This window comes from Thalassotalea euphylliae, from assembly GCF_003390395.1.
Lineage (GTDB): Bacteria > Pseudomonadota > Gammaproteobacteria > Enterobacterales > Alteromonadaceae > Thalassotalea_F > Thalassotalea_F euphylliae_C.
In genome coordinates this window covers 2,230,590-2,245,691 of the sequence record NZ_QUOV01000001.1, presented here as the reverse complement: position 1 = coordinate 2,245,691, position 15,102 = coordinate 2,230,590, and the positions used below count along the sequence as shown (strand labels likewise).

The window sequence follows — 15,102 nt, the reverse complement described above, 5'->3', positions numbered from 1 at the left end:
GTAAAAATTTGATGCGCTTAACCTTTACTTCAATAAGTACATCAAAAAACGCATCAAAAAATGCATCAAATAAGAACACAAAGTGGAGAAGGTAATGCAAATATCCATCGATTTAAGCCTTTATCCGTTGGCACAGAAGGCCTATAAAACCGAAATATGGGCATTTATTAACGCCTTGAAAGCAGACGCGCAAGTGAAAGTCGTTTCCAATGGCATGAGTACTCAGGTGTTTGGTGAGTATGATCACACACTCAATTTCGTCATGGCGGAAATGAAAAAAGTACACCAAACGGTTGGCGGTGCCGTGTTTATTCTCAAGATAATTGCCGACGATCGCTTTCGCGAATATGAAAACTAATCAATACAAGACTCAGCAAATAAGCATAAGTAAAAATGTGGCAAGAAACCTATCAATATTTTAGCCAAATGGCTGTTCTGGAAATAATCGCGGTGATTACCGCAATGGCTTACGTAATTTTGGCTGCCCGTGAGCATATTTTGTGTTGGCCAGCAGCACTCATCAGCACGCTTTTATATACCATTATTTTTTATGACGTGTATTTGTGGATGGATAGTGCGCTACAAGTTTATTATTTTGCCATGGCAATTTATGGTTTTTATTGTTGGCGTAAGGTGCGAGCAAATGATGGTGCGCTTGCCCAAAACAAGGAGCAAACGGCGACTGTTATTCATCAACAGCCACTAATTAAGCATCTTAAAGCCTTATTGGCGCTTTCGATCACGTCAATTCTTGTGGGCTATTTCATGGCCAACAATACGCCGACGACTTTCCCATACTTAGACGCAGCAACTACGGTTTTCGCTGTTTATGCGACTTACTTGGTGACTCAAAAAGTGCTTGAAAACTGGCTGTACTGGATAGTGATCGACCTAGTGTCGATATATATCTATATCGAAAAAGGGTTAACGCCAACGGCAATGCTATTTGTTGTCTATGTGGTTGTCGCTATTGTTGGTTACTTTACTTGGCTTGATAAATATAAAAGGAACCATCAAGCGTTAGCTGAAGGTCATGATAGCTTTGCAGGTGTCGATAACAAAATAGTACAAGGTAAAAGCTAGCAAGCTTGTGTGTCAGGTTTGGCTGTTAAGTTTGACTGTTAGGTTTGAGTGTTTTTAGTACTTTATGCCAGTAACGATTGGAATGAACGATAAACAAAGCGAACACACTGAATACAGTGAACAAAAGAGCAACAAAAGTTTACCTAGATTCATTGAAAGCGTTAATACTGAGCTTTCTAGGCTAAGTTGCTTTGTGGGTAAATCACTTGAGATCATTAAAATTAATTCGGGCTTTAGCCAACAAGTTTTTAAAGTATCTACCGTTGAAGTAAGCGTTTCAGGAAAGGACAAAGACAAGGACAAGCACAAGCGCAAGGAAAAAGACAAGTGCAGGGAAAATAAGCAAGCGAACTGCTCAACATCGCCCAATACTGCCCTTGAACCTGAATTTTATATTGCTAAGCGCTTTAGCGATAAAACAACAGCACAATTAGAAGCTTTTGTTCAACGGTTTTTAGCAGACAAGGCGTTGTCTCCTAAAATTATTTACTGCGAAGGGCAGTGGCTAGTTTCAGAATTTATTGATAAACCACTTTTAAGCCAGTTAACACTCAGTGAAGAAGAAAAGATAACAATTGCGACAAGCGCACTAGCCAAATTTCATCGTGCATTTAACATCGCCACGGATACGAGAAATATTACTAAGCTAGATTTAGTTTCGGTACTTAGCGAACTAGTGTCCGAGCTCAAGGAGTTGGAGGTAGGTTTGGCTGAAAGTGATCAGCAGCTCATCAGCAAGGCAGTCTCCTTTGCGAAAGCGTTGCAACATGATGTTGATTTATTCTCTATTCAAAGCAAAGCTAGCAAAACTAAAGCTAGCAAGGTTAAAGCCAGCAAGGTTGAAACGAGCAACTCAATGACTGATTGCACGGCCACTAATAAGTCACATCGGCAACTTCAACATTCCGCAAACCTTGTCGTTGTTCACGGAGACTTGAACTACACCAACCTATTAGTCAGTCAAACCAATAAAGACATTGACGCTTGTGTTATTGATTTTGAATCGGTGGCAATGGCGCCGGTTGAATATGATCTTGGCATGTTGATGGCGATAAATAATGTTCCTTTGTCTTTAACTTCGTTAACCGTGAAAAATTATTTAAAATCGTCGCTTAAACTGCGTAAAATTAATCTCGAAGAGGTTACGCGTTACGCATTTATTTCTTCTATAATCAACTGGTTATGGTTTTTAGGCCAAGCGGGCGATAAATTTAACAATAGCTGTGTAGAAAACTATAAGGCGATGGCCTTGAAGCAAAAAAATTACGCAAAAATGGTAATTTCTGCGGTTTAGCATTAGCTGCTTCATAAATACTTCAATATTTTGCCTTAACCTAAAATAAAAGCCGGTTAACCGAATTCGACGACTAACAATAACTAAGATAAATCATGTAAAAAGACGTAAAGCGGGCGCAAATTTGGACCAAATTGAGGCTAAATTGAGGCTGAATTGAGACAGGGTGCCAAAAAGTTACGATTAACCGTAATGCGCCTTTCCTGCTATTTTCGCATAATTACAGTAACTAAATTATTAACCTGTGTTGGTCGTTGTTTGTGAACTGGAAAGCACTTATTGAAAACCGCAATCGCTTTTTCTGGCTGCTGCATACTGCAGGCTGGTTTGGCTTTGCCTTAGTTCAGTTCCTTGGCTCTTTGCTGCATGATTTACGTGATTTATTTGTCATCGTTATCTTCTTAAACAGTTATGCAGGTTGGATGCTTACTGTACCTTTGCGCTACGTTTATCGTCGTGCTTGGAACTTGTCACCGATAAAGCTTGTCGCCGTTGTTATCTTGAGTTCTTACGTTACCGCAGTAATTTGGCAGGTGATTAAAAACATTAACTATTGGGAAATCTATAAGCACGGTTGGCAGCCTGAATTTTGGTTGTATTACACCAAATCGAGTGTCTGGTCGTTCTACATTATTTTGAGCTGGAGCTGTTTGTATTTTGGCATCAAGTACTACCAGATGCTGCAAAAAGAAAAGCAAAATGTATTACAAGCGAATACCGCTGCCCATCAAGCACAGTTAAAAATGTTGCGTTACCAGTTAAACCCACACTTTTTGTTTAACACTCTTAATGCCATTTCTACGTTAATCTTGGTCAAAGAAAATGATACCGCTAACGGTATGGTCACCAAACTTAGTGAGTTCTTGCGCTATTCATTGGATAAAGACCCAATGAAGCGAGTCACTTTAACTAACGAAATACAGGCGCTACAGCTTTATTTAGATATTGAAAAAGTCAGATTTGAAGAGCGCTTGCAAGTCGATATTAATATTGCCGATGACTGCGCCAACGCACTAGTGCCGAGTATGGTGTTACAGCCACTTGCTGAAAATGCGATTAAATATGCGATAGCGGTAAAAGAAGAAGGCGGTACCATTTCTATCACGGTTAATCGTTTTGGCAATGACTTACTGGTAGAGCTAGCCGATAATGGCCCAGGTGCAGAGATCAAAAATGGTAATTTACATCGTGAAAACGGCGTAGGTCTAGCAAATACTCGTGAGCGCTTAGCGGCGCTTTATAAAGATAATTTTTCACTGGTAGTATCCTCAAACAAGCCTTCAGGTGTTAAAGTAAATATCAGAATTCCCTACGAACTTGGACATTAATAGGACGTTAATATGACTGCCACGCTGTCTACCATCATAGTGGATGATGAGCCGTTAGCACGTAAAGGTCTTGCCATTCGTTTAGCTGCCCATAATGACATTAGTATTGTTGCTCAATGTAGCAATGGTCGTGAAGCGATTGAGGCGATTAAAACGCATCGCCCTGATCTCGTTTTTCTAGATATTCAAATGCCAGGAATAAATGGCTTTGAAGTGATAGACGCACTAATAGCGCAAGGGCTGCCTATGCCCATGGTCGTTTTCGTTACCGCCTTTGATCAATATGCGATTAAAGCCTTTGACGTACATGCGGTTGATTACTTAATGAAGCCTGCTGATGACGCGCGCCTAGCTCAAGCAATGGACCGCATTCGCGAACACTTGCAAAGCAAAACTGACGCAGAGCACAAAAATAAGCTCGTTAAACTGGTTAGCGATGTGACAGGTAATGATCAAAACACCATTTTGGAAGAGTTAGCTAACAAGCAAACAGTGTCAATTTCACAGTATTCTGATGTTTTACCCATTAAAGACGGCGGCGAATTAAGCCGAGTCCCCGTTAATACCATTTCATGGATTGATGCGGCGGGCGACTATATGTGTGTTCATACAGAAGAGGGCACGCACATTTTACGCAAGACCATGAAGCAATTAGAAGAGTTGCTTGACCCACGTATATTTATTCGCAGCCACCGTTCAACCATAGTCAATAAAAATTATGTGCAGAAGTTCTGTAGCCAGCTTAACGGCGAGTACTACTTAGTGATGAACAGTGGTAAAGAACTCAAAGTTAGTCGCAGTTATAAAGACAAAGTTAAACAGGCGGTTACTCAGTAGTTTATCCATTTTATAGATAGCTGTTTTCACCTGAAAGCAGCTATTTTTCTCATTATTCCTTCTATTGTCACATTCATAGATTTGCGTAATTTTTTCACATTAAGCCTTATCCAAAGCTATTCTATAGGTTCAATTTACCCTTCTTTACATTAAAACCCATTGACTGTCGGTTTTATTTTTGGCTTAATACCCATCGTTAATCGGTATTAGTAGGTGCTCATATGAAATTAGGTGAGTTAGAAAAATTAGTGCTGCAGTACTTGTGGCAACACAAGTCCGCAGATGTGAAACAGGTATTTGCTCACTTTGAAAGAATTCGCGGTGGTAGTTTAAATACCTATCAAAGCACGTTAGATCGTTTGTTTAAGAAAGATCTGTTGGCAAGAGAGAAAATTGGCTATGCCTTTCACTATCGCCCTCGCGTTGAAAGACATGAATTGATTGGTCAATTGATCAAGTCGGTCACTAGCGATTTTGTCACTGAAGACGATAACAGTCTCATTGCTGCATTTTCTTCTATGTCGAAAGACTTTAATGTCGAGCAACTGTCTAAGTTAGAAGCATTGATTGAAGCGCAGAAACAAAAGCTAACTGACGAGAACGATTAGGATTTGACGATGGAAGTATTGTTGAATGTGTTGGCAATTTTCTCGATCACTTTTGTCGTGGCAAATATTTTCTTGTCTGCGCTATTTTCCCTAGTCAGCCAACAAGTCCTCAATATTCAATTAGACTCTCGCAAGCTCTTGCTATGGTCTATTGTGCTTTTACCTTGGCTAGTCAGTGTAGCAAGTTCTGGCTATTTGTTTACCTCCTATCACACCAATGATTCATTAACTGGCTATGGTTTTCCCCATTGGCATCATATGGCTGACTTTCAATGGCATAGCTGGCATGGCGTTAGCGTGATCGCCTTGGTTAGCTATATTGTCTTTGTACTGGCTCGCAGTATAAAGGACCTTTGGCTGCATAAAAAAGAAGTGTCCGCCTTGTTAAATTTTGCCAATGAAAAAGAAGCTGGTGTCTATCAACTGGAAACGGATAACGCGTCAGCTTTTACCACAGGTTTTTTTACTAAAAAATGCTTTGTTAGTACAGGGCTTATCAATCAAACATCTGCTGAAGAATATGATGTTGTGATCAAGCATGAAAAAGCGCACAGATTAGCAAATGATCCATTTAAGAAATGGCTGTTTTCACTGCTAAGTACGTTTTTTATTAAACCGATAGGGCAAAGGCTTAAATTACATATGACGCTTGCAATGGAGCAAGCAGCAGACAGTGCCGTTATTGAAAGTGGCACGCCAAAGCTATTCGTTGCTAGCACTCTAGTCAAAATCGCTAAATTTAATGCCCAAAGTAGCCTGTTAAAAAGCAATGATTTGGTCGTAAATTTTGGCGCTGATGTGCTGGAGCAACGTATTTATTTTCTACTCGACAAACTGAAATTAGCCCCCGTACATAAAGGCATTACAGTCATCTTATTGACCTTATTAGTGGTTATTTCAACAACTTCTATCGACGGCATTCATCACTTTATGGAGACCTTATTTAGTCATTAGAAGCTAGCCATTAATAGCCAATCATTAAAAATTGGCCATTAATAACTAGGTATTAAAATTTAGCTATTTTTTTACATTTAAAACCGATTATGGATGGGTTTTAGCTGTCGGTTTCTTGCTATTAACGCAAAAACGCATTTTATGGAGCTTAAAGCCGTTCTGAGCAAGCTAGGTACAGGTTAGTACAAAGATAAACAACCTCAAATGAGGTTAAACACATAAGCACTTATACACTTATAACGTAAAGGTTAGACGCATGTTTTGTGGGAAAAATTTAAACTTAAAACCGATTGTGAATCGGTATTTAAAGGGGGTTGGCCGCGTAGGACTCTGTTGTATTGCACTGTCAGTCAATTTATCCGTGGCTGCAACAGCTAATGCCGCAGAAGCCATGTCGCTGAATAAAGCCATTGCCTTATCGCTAAAGCAGCACCCTGAGCTGGCAACATTTACTTATAAAACTGAGGCGGCACAAGCACTGGTTGAACAAGCAGGAGTAGGCACACCGCTTGCGGTAAATGCTATGGTCGAAGATGCGTTTGGTACAGGGAGTTACTCTGGTATTAAAGGGCTGCAAACGACACTGAGTATTTCGTGGTTACTCGAAGACGATATTATAGATTCACGGGTAAAGCTCGCAAACAGTGAAGTTGCAGCCGCAACGATCGAACGGGAAATTAAAGCCATTGATATCGCGGCTGAGACAGCGAGTATTTTTATCACAATACTTTCCCAGCAGGAAAAGCTAAAGCTTGCCAAACTGGCCGAACAACAAGCGCAAGCTGTGGTTCAGCAAATCAGTAAGAAGGTAAGCGCTGGTAAGCTGTTTGTTGTTGATGAGTTGCGGGCAAAAGCGGCGCTGTCAATGTTCACACTAGAGGTGGAAGACTTAACCCATGAAATAGCCGCTTCTAAGGCACAGCTTGCGGCGCAGTTTTCTGATAGCTGGAGTGGCGAGAATGCCAGCGGTACTGACTTTGATATCGTAGGTAATTTGGCTGATATTCTAAGCGTTAAATCGCTGGATAGTGCGTTGGCAAAGTTAACATCCAATCCATTATTAAAGCGCTTTTTAGTTGAGCAAGATATCGCCCAATCCGCCATTGACTTAGCCATAACGGAACAAGATCCAGCTTGGCAGATAACAACGGGAATAAGACGCAATGAGGTCGCTGATGATTACTCGTTTACCGCAGGCATAACCGTCCCATTTGGCACTAGTCATAGAAATAAAGGTCAAATTGCAGCCCTTAAAGCCAAGCAAAATCAAAGCAGGGCCGAGTCAACTGCGCTGTATCAGCGCATCTCAACACAAGCGTTACTGTTAACCCATAAACTAAAGCACAACCTTCACGTTATCGACAGCCTGACAAATCAGTCGATTCCTTATTTGCAGCAAGCGAGCAGTAAAGCTAATGAAGCCTATCAATTGGGCAGCTATCGCTATACCGACCTCTATGCGGTTCAGCAAGAGCTGATTAATGCGCAGTCACAATTGATAGATGCTTATACCAATATTCAACAATTTAACATTGAGTTAGAACGATTAACTGGCACGTCAGTGTCAAGGTAAGAGAGAAGATAATGAAACTTAAATCAATAGCCGCAGTTATCGCGTTAAGTCAGCTAGGTTTCGGATTTTCGATATATAGCCAAAGTGCCAATGCCGAAAGTCAGCCAGTTGAAATTCAAGCGGAAGTAGAGAAGGGGCCAAACAATGGTCGTATGCTGCGCGATGGTGATTTTGCCATTGAATTGGCGATCTTCGAAACGGGTGTACCCCCCGAATTTCGCGTTTACGCAACTAAATCCGGTCAGCCGATAAATGCACAAGAATTTGAGGTTAACGTTAAGCTAACGCGCCTTGGCGACGGTGTTGACGACATTAACTTCTTTGTTGAAAACGACTATCAGCGCGGCAACATGGAAATTTACGAGCCACATTCATTTCTGGTGACGTTAACGGCGTACTATCAAGGAAAAAGCTACCAATGGTCTTATGACAACTTTGAGGGGCGTATCCAAATTCCAAACGCGCTTGCACAGTCGATGGGGATTGAAACGGAAGTGGTAGCCAGTCAGGAAATGGAAGAACGGTTAAAAGTTTATGGCGCGCTTTCATTACCCGCCAACGCGACTCGTAATGTTGCTGCTCGCTTTGCCGGCGAGGTGAAATCACTAAACGCAACAATGGGTGATAAGGTCAAAAAAGGCCAAGTGCTCATGACCATCGAAGCCAATGAAAGTCTACAAACTTACCAAATAACATCGCCAATTAGCGGTGTGATTACCCAACAAAATGTTGGCGTTGGCGAGCAGTCTGGTGATCGTGTGCTGCTTAGCATCACTGACACCAGCAAGCTATTGGCGGATGTCAATGTTTACCCTATGGATCAAGCGAAAATCACATTAGGTGCCAAAGTTGATATCCATATTGCTAGCAGCGAAACACCCATAAAAACTGTGTTAACGGAGTCGCTTTATCAATTAACTGCGCAGCAAGCGAAAGTTTACCGCGCGGTAATCGATAATAGCCAAGGGTTGTTTAGCCTAGGGCAATTTGTCACCGGGCAAGTACTGGTGAATACCTATACGGTCGAAAAAGCGGTTAAAGCCGAAGGGTTACAGTCATTTCGTGATTTTACCGTGGTCTACGGTAAATTTGGTGACCAATACGAAGTACGGATGCTTGAACTCGGCCGTAAAGCAGGCCCTTGGGTGGAAGTGCTTGGCGGTATACCACTAGGCACAGAATACGTTACCACCAATAGTTACATCATCAAGGCCGACATTGAAAAGTCTGGCGCTTCACACGACCACTAGGAATTGATGATATGTTGGAATCGATTTTAAAATTTTCTATTGAGCGCAGTAAGCTGATACTAGTATTTGTGTTTGCGGTTGCCATGTTAGGGCTTTGGAATTTCCAAAAACTACCGATTGACGCTGTACCAGACATTACTAACGTGCAAGTAGTCATCAACACGGAAACGGCGGGTTTTACGCCATTGGAAGTTGAGCAAAGGGTGACATTTCCAATAGAAACCGCGCTTTCAGGTGTTCCTAACCTAACCTACACCCGCTCCGTTTCACGCTATGGCTTGTCTCAAGTAGTTGCCGTTTTTAGTGATGAAACCGATATTTATTTTGCGCGCCAGTTAGTGAATGAGCGTTTAAGTGCCGCTAAGTCAGAAATACCCGCTGGATTGGAGCCCGAATTAGGCCCTATATCAACGGGGCTTGGTGAAATCTTTATGTTTACGGTGGACGCGAAAGCAGGGGCAACTAACCCTGATGGCAGTGCAATCACGTCAACCGATTTAAGAACTGTTCACGACTGGGTTATTCGCCCGCAGCTAATGCAAGTAGAAGGGGTGGTTGAAGTTAACCCCATTGGCGGCTATAAGCGCGAGATTTTAATTGCCATAAACCCAGATAAACTGCTGATGTTTGGCTTAAGCCAGCAAGACGTGATCAAGGCTGTTGGCACACATAACCAAAATCGCGGTGCTGGCTTTATCGAAAAAAGTGGTGCCCAGTGGTTAATTCGCTTGCCAGGCCAAGTCGATAGCGTTGAGCAACTGGCTAATATTCCGTTGCCATTAAACTCTTTAACAGCAAAAGCTGGGCAAATTCTGCGCGTTAAAGACGTTGCTGACGTAACTGAAGGCAAAGAATTACGCTCAGGTGCAGCGACCCAAAATGGCCGTGAAGTCGTGCTCAGTACAGTGTTTATGCTAATTGGTGAAAACAGCCAAAAGGTTGCCAAAGGAGTGGGTGAAAAGCTTGAGGAAATCAGCAAGTCGTTGCCACAAGGTATAGTGGTTAACGCGGTTTATGACCGTACTAAGTTAGTTAATAAAACTTTAGACACGGTTAAAATGAATCTGACCGAAGGTGCCGTGTTAGTAATTGTCGTGTTGTTTTTATTGCTTGGTAATATCAAAGCAGCATTACTAACCGCGCTGGTGATCCCTTTTGCCATGTTAATGACAGTAACTGGCATGATCCAAACCCGTACGAGCGCGAACTTAATGAGCTTAGGGGCATTGGATTTTGGCCTACTCGTCGATGGCGCGATTATTATTGTCGAAAACTGTTTGCGCCGTTTAAGCCATGCTTCAAAAGGTAAGATATTACCGGTAAAAGAACGCTTAGTTTTGGTGTATGACGCAACCCGAGAAGTGATCCGCCCAGCACTATTTGGTGTCTTTATTATCACCGCCGTTTATCTGCCCATCTTTGCCTTGTCAGGGGTAGAAGGCAAGATGTTCCACCCCATGGCGATTACCGTGGTGATCGCTTTGATTAGCGCCATGATTTTATCGATTACCTTTATTCCTGCCGCTATTGCCTTAACGTTTAAAGGTAAAGTGGTAGAAAAAGAAAACGTGATTATTAAAGCAAGCGTTTCACTTTATCAACCAATTCTAACGTTCGTGTTAAAAGCACGTTGGTTGGTGGTAGCAGGTGCTGTGGCGTTGGTCAGCTATGCCGGTGTGATGAGCACACAACTGGGCAGTGAATTTGTTCCGAACCTCGATGAAGGCGATATTGCCATGCATGCGCTGCGCATTCCAGGTACTTCGTTATCGCAATCTATTGCGATGCAAAAAGCACTGGAAGAACGGATCAAACAACTGCCAGAAGTTGAGCGAGTGTTTGCCAAAGTGGGCACGCCAGATGTCGCCACAGACGCCGTGCCACCGAGCGTTGCCGATAACTTTATTATTTTAAAACCGCGAGATGAATGGCCTAACCCAAACAAGCCTAAAGAAGCTTTAGTCAAAGAGTTGGAAGCGTTAGTAACCCCTGTGCCAGGTAATCGTTATGAATTTTTGCAACCGATTCAAATGCGCTTTAATGAACTGCTTGCGGGTGTGCGTGCTGAGCTAGCCATTAAAGTATTTGGCGACGATTTTGATACCTTAGCTGAACTTGGCAAGGCGTTAGAAAAAGCCATTGTGAACGTTGACGGCATTCGTGATGTGCAAGTAGAGCAAACCAAGGGTTTACCTGTGTTGACCTTTTCTCCTAAACGCGAGCAACTGGCGTTATATGGTTTGAGCCTTGCGGACTTCCAAGCTCAGGTAGCAATTGCTATGGGAGGCAAAACCGCGGGTAAATTTTATCAAGGTGATAAACGCTTTGATATTGTTGTGCGGTTACCTGAACAACAGCGTCAAGACGTGGATGCCTTAGGCCAATTACCGATCTCAGTGCCGATCTCATTGCCAAATTCAGTGTCAGAAAAGAGTTATGTACCGCTGCAAGAATTGGCCAATATCGAGATGGTGGTGGGTGCCAACCAAGTCAATCGTGAAAACGGCAAGCGCCGTGTGGTGGTTACCGCCAATGTCCGTGGCAGAGACTTAGGAAGCTTTGTTAAGGATATTCAACAAGCGGTTAATGCCAATGTTGAACTGCCAGCGGGCTATTGGATTGAGTACGGTGGCACCTATCAAAAATTGCAATCTGCCTCACAGCGTTTAAGCATAGTGGTACCTGTGACACTTGTGCTGATTATTGGCTTGTTGCTACTAGCACTTGGCTCAATGAAAGATTCATTGATTATTTTTTCAGGGGTACCTCTGGCCTTAACAGGTGGTGTTTTTGCCCTGATGATTCGCGATATACCTTTTTCAATTTCTGCTGCGGTTGGATTTATTGCGCTTTCGGGCATCGCCATTCTTAATGGCTTGGTCATGGTGTCTTTTATTCGCGATTTGATTAAACAAAACTATGCGTTAGAAAAAGCAATCATTACCGGCGCCTTAACCCGACTTCGTCCCGTACTTACCACGGCCTTAGTGGCATCACTAGGTTTTATTCCAATGGCGCTAAATACTGGCATTGGCTCTGAAGTTCAAAGACCACTGGCTACGGTGGTGATTGGCGGCGTTATTTCATCAACCATTCTAACTTTGTTTGTTTTACCAGCACTTTATCGTTTGTTACATGCAAACGATAAACAACTAGTGTCAGCAAAAAACAACTTAACAATAGCAAAAGGGTAAATCGATGTTAGGAAAATTTAAACTCACTTATTTGTGGTGCCCAATGTTAATGCTGGCAGTCTTGGTTTCTTTTGAAACTTTCGCTCACGGTGTTGATGACAGTACACGTAACTTTCTCGAAAACAATACCGGCGTACAAATATTACCGTTTGTGTATATCGGCGCGAAACACATGGTAACAGGCTACGATCACTTGTTGTTCTTGGTCGGTGTGCTCTTCTTTTTAAGAAGTACGCGTGATGTTTTGTTGTATGTCAGTATGTTTACGATTGGTCATAGCTTGACCTTGATGACCGGCGTGTTAGCCAACATTCAAGTAAATGCCTACCTGATTGACGCCATTATTGGTTTGTCTGTGGTTTACAAAGGTTTTGATAACTTGGGTGGTTTTAAACATTTCTTTGGTAAACAGCCGGATCCAAAAAAAACCGTGTTGATTTTTGGCTTATTCCACGGTTTTGGCCTAGCCACCAAAATACAAGAGTTTGCATTACCGAGTGAAGGGCTGGCGACAAACCTACTGTCGTTCAATATCGGGGTAGAGATAGGGCAATTCTTAGCACTGATATTTATCTTATTGGCCATTAATTTCTGGCGTCAATTTGAGAGTTTTAACCGTTTTGCCAAAGCCACCAATACCGCGCTGATGAGTGCGGGCTTTATGCTAGTTGGCATGCAGCTGACAGGCTTTATTGTCAGTTAGCCTTGTCAGTTAGCTTTGTCAGATAGTAATGCCAGCTAGTTTTATCAATCTACATTTTTAGTTAACCATTATGAGAAACATTTTTATGGAAACCAGTCAAGTTAATCAAACCAATCGCTCATTAGTGAAAGCGACCATCAGTTCACTCGTTGTTGCGGTAATCGCATTAGTGCTATTCATTCTACCCGCAGAATACAGCATCGACCCGACAGGTGTTGGTCAAAAATTGGGGCTAACTGTCTTTAATGAAGCAGGTTCAACACCAACATCCGCATCATCTGATGGCGAGCAAGATGCTGTTTTACTTACCGTACCAGCAGGCAAAGGCATTGAATACAAGTTGAGTATGAACAAGTTTCAAAAAGCTACCTACGAGTGGGTAACCGATGGTGGTGCCTTATATGTTGACTTACATGGCGAGCCCAAAGGCGATACCACAGGCTATTTTGAGTCTTATACCATTGCCAGTGTTGAAGAAATGAAAGGGAGTTTCACTGTCCCTTTTGACGGTTCACACGGCTGGTATTGGAAAAACAACTCAGATAAAGACATCAACATTCAACTTCTTTTCAGTGGCAACTATGTCATTGAAGGTCTTAAATAACAGCAAATAAGGAAAAATTATGAAAGCTTTAACTCAAGCAATAACTCAAACATTAACTCAAAAAATAAGCCGACTCGTTTTAGCCTCGACGCTTATTTTCACCTCATCAGCCTTCGCCCATGGTGACGGCCACAGTAAGCTAGATCAAAGTAAGATTATTCAAGCTGCGCAAACTTCAGCCAAAATGTTAACGTTTAAGGACAAAGGCATGTCAGTGGGTAAGCTTGATAGTTCATGGAACAAGGTAGCTAAAGGTGCGTTTAAGCTGGTTGAAGAAACGGATAATGCTATTATCGTTAAAGCGACTAATACGAATAACCAACAAACCTTGCTTTTTAACGTCAGCAAAGGTGGAAAAGTGCTGGATGTCAAAGAAGCCAAGTCACAATCTGGTGAGCATGGTCATAGTCACGGGCACGCCCATTAAGTTTAAACGAGTTGTTAGCATGCACTGGGCGCATAGATTTTGAACTGTGCTCAGTGCTCAGTGCTCAGTGCTCATGCTCCGTATACAACGAAGATTATCTTGAACCTTATTGAACATACAACAGGGCCGGCATTTCTTATTGACTAGTGATTACCTATTTTGAAAATATCTTCGTGAATACTAACCAAGTCATCGTTAACCATTTTCTGATGTTGTATGGTTTTGGTAAGTGGTGTGTGAGTAATTTTGCTTTCGCATTCGCCAATCATAATGCCGGATTTCTTTGTAATAATCGCTTCAATCGCGGCGACCCCAAGTTTAGTGGCTAATATTCTATCTTTTGCAACGGGTGAACCACCTCGTTGAATATGGCCAAGTACACAAATACCAACATCGATATTACCCTGTTGCTTTAGTGCTTCGCCTAGCGAGTGAGCGCCACCGGGCCAAAGGTTCTCTGCAAGTACAATTAAATAACTGTGCGCTTTGTTTAGCTTTTGCTGTTCAATATCAGCAATTATCTCGGCTAATTTAGCTTCTTGCGCTAGTGGATCAAAATTTTCAAAGGAAATAATTTGCTCTGCGGCGCATGCGACCCCAACATTAAATGCGATGTGGCCACTATGACGCCCCATCAACTCCACAACGAACACACGATCGAAGGCATCAGCGGTATCACGGATTTTATCAATAGCATTGATTGCTGTATTAATTGCGGTGGAAAAACCAATCGTAAAATCTGTGCCATCTAAATCATTGTCGATGGTGCCAGGCAGGCCAATTAACTTACCCTGCCAATGATCTTGTATGGCTAACATGCCGTTGAAAGAGCCATCACCACCAATCACAATCAAGGCATCGATATTCTCTTTGATTAGACAGCTAACAGCTTGCTTTATTCCCGTTTGGGTCATCATTTCTGGGCAGCGAGCGCTTTTTAAGATGGTACCGCCTTGATGAATAATATTGGTTACGTTATCAGGCGCTAAAATGCCGTAATCTTGATTGATTAATCCGTTATAACCATGGTGAAAACCATAGCAAGTAAGCTTGTGGTGTGCGGCCGCTAGGGTGATAGCTCGAATGGCAGCGTTCATTCCAGGGGCATCGCCACCGCTGGTAAGTAGCCCTATCTTAAGTGGTTTTTCGCGTGTTGCCATCGTTATTCACTCCTAAGCTTTTTGAAATATTTGCTGACATAACCGCATGTTTACAATCCTTTGTATTCTGACTATCGTAGTTTAATT

General features: G+C 42.3%; 14 protein-coding genes. 13 read left to right on the top strand and 1 reads right to left on the bottom strand.

What is annotated here, in order from left to right; translation table 11 throughout:
- The first annotated feature begins 94 nt into the window (after positions 1–94).
- The 13 genes from DXX92_RS09965 (at position 95) to DXX92_RS09905 (ending at position 13,855) form a co-directional block, all read left to right on the top strand.
- Positions 95–358 carry a hypothetical protein gene (locus DXX92_RS09965; protein WP_116000324.1) on the top strand — a complete coding sequence of 88 codons (264 nt, stop codon included), beginning with the start codon at positions 95–97 and terminating at the stop codon, positions 356–358.
- 35 nt (positions 359–393) lie between these two features.
- The gene (gene pnuC, locus DXX92_RS09960) at positions 394–1,083 is read left to right on the top strand and encodes a nicotinamide riboside transporter PnuC (protein ID WP_116000323.1); all 690 of its coding nucleotides are present in this window, start codon (positions 394–396) and stop codon (positions 1,081–1,083) included.
- Between the two features lie 82 nt (positions 1,084–1,165).
- Positions 1,166–2,377 carry a phosphotransferase gene (locus tag DXX92_RS09955; RefSeq protein WP_181901735.1) on the top strand — a complete coding sequence of 404 codons (1,212 nt, stop codon included), beginning with the start codon at positions 1,166–1,168 and terminating at the stop codon, positions 2,375–2,377.
- Positions 2,378–2,637: 260 nt separating this feature from the next.
- Entirely contained in the window at positions 2,638–3,705 is a 1,068-nt protein-coding gene (locus DXX92_RS09950) for a sensor histidine kinase (protein ID WP_116000321.1), read from the top strand.
- Positions 3,706–3,717: 12 nt separating this feature from the next.
- Positions 3,718–4,542, top strand: coding sequence for a LytR/AlgR family response regulator transcription factor (locus tag DXX92_RS09945; protein ID WP_116000320.1), 825 nt, complete (start codon positions 3,718–3,720; stop codon positions 4,540–4,542).
- 221 nt (positions 4,543–4,763) lie between these two features.
- The gene (locus DXX92_RS09940; protein WP_116000319.1) at positions 4,764–5,150 is read left to right on the top strand and encodes a BlaI/MecI/CopY family transcriptional regulator; all 387 of its coding nucleotides are present in this window, start codon (positions 4,764–4,766) and stop codon (positions 5,148–5,150) included.
- Between the two features lie 9 nt (positions 5,151–5,159).
- Entirely contained in the window at positions 5,160–6,104 is a 945-nt protein-coding gene (locus tag DXX92_RS09935) for a M56 family metallopeptidase (protein WP_116000318.1), read from the top strand.
- 361 nt (positions 6,105–6,465) lie between these two features.
- The gene (locus DXX92_RS09930; RefSeq protein ID WP_245961452.1) at positions 6,466–7,677 is read left to right on the top strand and encodes a TolC family protein; all 1,212 of its coding nucleotides are present in this window, start codon (positions 6,466–6,468) and stop codon (positions 7,675–7,677) included.
- Between the two features lie 11 nt (positions 7,678–7,688).
- Positions 7,689–8,927, top strand: a complete 1,239-nt coding sequence (locus tag DXX92_RS09925) for an efflux RND transporter periplasmic adaptor subunit (protein ID WP_116000316.1) — start codon at positions 7,689–7,691, stop codon at positions 8,925–8,927.
- A gap of 11 nt (positions 8,928–8,938) precedes the next feature.
- A complete protein-coding gene (locus DXX92_RS09920) occupies positions 8,939–12,121 on the top strand; it encodes an efflux RND transporter permease subunit (RefSeq protein ID WP_116000315.1) in 3,183 nt (1,060 codons plus the stop codon).
- Positions 12,122–12,164: 43 nt separating this feature from the next.
- The gene (locus DXX92_RS09915; RefSeq protein WP_428977362.1) at positions 12,165–12,824 is read left to right on the top strand and encodes a HupE/UreJ family protein; all 660 of its coding nucleotides are present in this window, start codon (positions 12,165–12,167) and stop codon (positions 12,822–12,824) included.
- An 85-nt stretch (positions 12,825–12,909) separates the two neighbouring features.
- The gene (locus DXX92_RS09910) at positions 12,910–13,428 is read left to right on the top strand and encodes a hypothetical protein (RefSeq protein ID WP_116002374.1); all 519 of its coding nucleotides are present in this window, start codon (positions 12,910–12,912) and stop codon (positions 13,426–13,428) included.
- Positions 13,429–13,447: 19 nt separating this feature from the next.
- The gene (locus DXX92_RS09905) at positions 13,448–13,855 is read left to right on the top strand and encodes a DUF6488 family protein (protein WP_116000313.1); all 408 of its coding nucleotides are present in this window, start codon (positions 13,448–13,450) and stop codon (positions 13,853–13,855) included.
- A 143-nt stretch (positions 13,856–13,998) separates the two neighbouring features.
- Here the strand turns inward: DXX92_RS09905 and DXX92_RS09900 are convergent, their stop codons facing one another.
- Entirely contained in the window at positions 13,999–15,015 is a 1,017-nt protein-coding gene (locus DXX92_RS09900; protein ID WP_116000312.1) for a 6-phosphofructokinase, read from the bottom strand.
- Positions 15,016–15,102: the final 87 nt, after the last annotated feature.

What these genes read in the sequence shown, in the direction of transcription:
- DXX92_RS09965 (WP_116000324.1), top strand. Translation starts at nt 95, where the DNA reads ATGCAAATATCCATCGATTTAAGCCTTTATCCGTTGGCACAGAAGGCC.
- pnuC (WP_116000323.1), top strand. Translation starts at nt 394, where the DNA reads ATGTGGCAAGAAACCTATCAATATTTTAGCCAAATGGCTGTTCTGGAA.
- DXX92_RS09955 (WP_181901735.1), top strand. Translation starts at nt 1,166, where the DNA reads ATGAACGATAAACAAAGCGAACACACTGAATACAGTGAACAAAAGAGC.
- DXX92_RS09945 (WP_116000320.1), top strand. Translation starts at nt 3,718, where the DNA reads ATGACTGCCACGCTGTCTACCATCATAGTGGATGATGAGCCGTTAGCA.
- DXX92_RS09940 (WP_116000319.1), top strand. Translation starts at nt 4,764, where the DNA reads ATGAAATTAGGTGAGTTAGAAAAATTAGTGCTGCAGTACTTGTGGCAA.
- DXX92_RS09935 (WP_116000318.1), top strand. Translation starts at nt 5,160, where the DNA reads ATGGAAGTATTGTTGAATGTGTTGGCAATTTTCTCGATCACTTTTGTC.
- DXX92_RS09925 (WP_116000316.1), top strand. Translation starts at nt 7,689, where the DNA reads ATGAAACTTAAATCAATAGCCGCAGTTATCGCGTTAAGTCAGCTAGGT.
- DXX92_RS09920 (WP_116000315.1), top strand. Translation starts at nt 8,939, where the DNA reads ATGTTGGAATCGATTTTAAAATTTTCTATTGAGCGCAGTAAGCTGATA.
- DXX92_RS09915 (WP_428977362.1), top strand. Translation starts at nt 12,165, where the DNA reads ATGTTAATGCTGGCAGTCTTGGTTTCTTTTGAAACTTTCGCTCACGGT.
- DXX92_RS09910 (WP_116002374.1), top strand. Translation starts at nt 12,910, where the DNA reads ATGGAAACCAGTCAAGTTAATCAAACCAATCGCTCATTAGTGAAAGCG.
- DXX92_RS09905 (WP_116000313.1), top strand. Translation starts at nt 13,448, where the DNA reads ATGAAAGCTTTAACTCAAGCAATAACTCAAACATTAACTCAAAAAATA.
- DXX92_RS09900 (WP_116000312.1), bottom strand. Translation starts at nt 15,015, where the DNA reads ATGGCAACACGCGAAAAACCACTTAAGATAGGGCTACTTACCAGCGGT.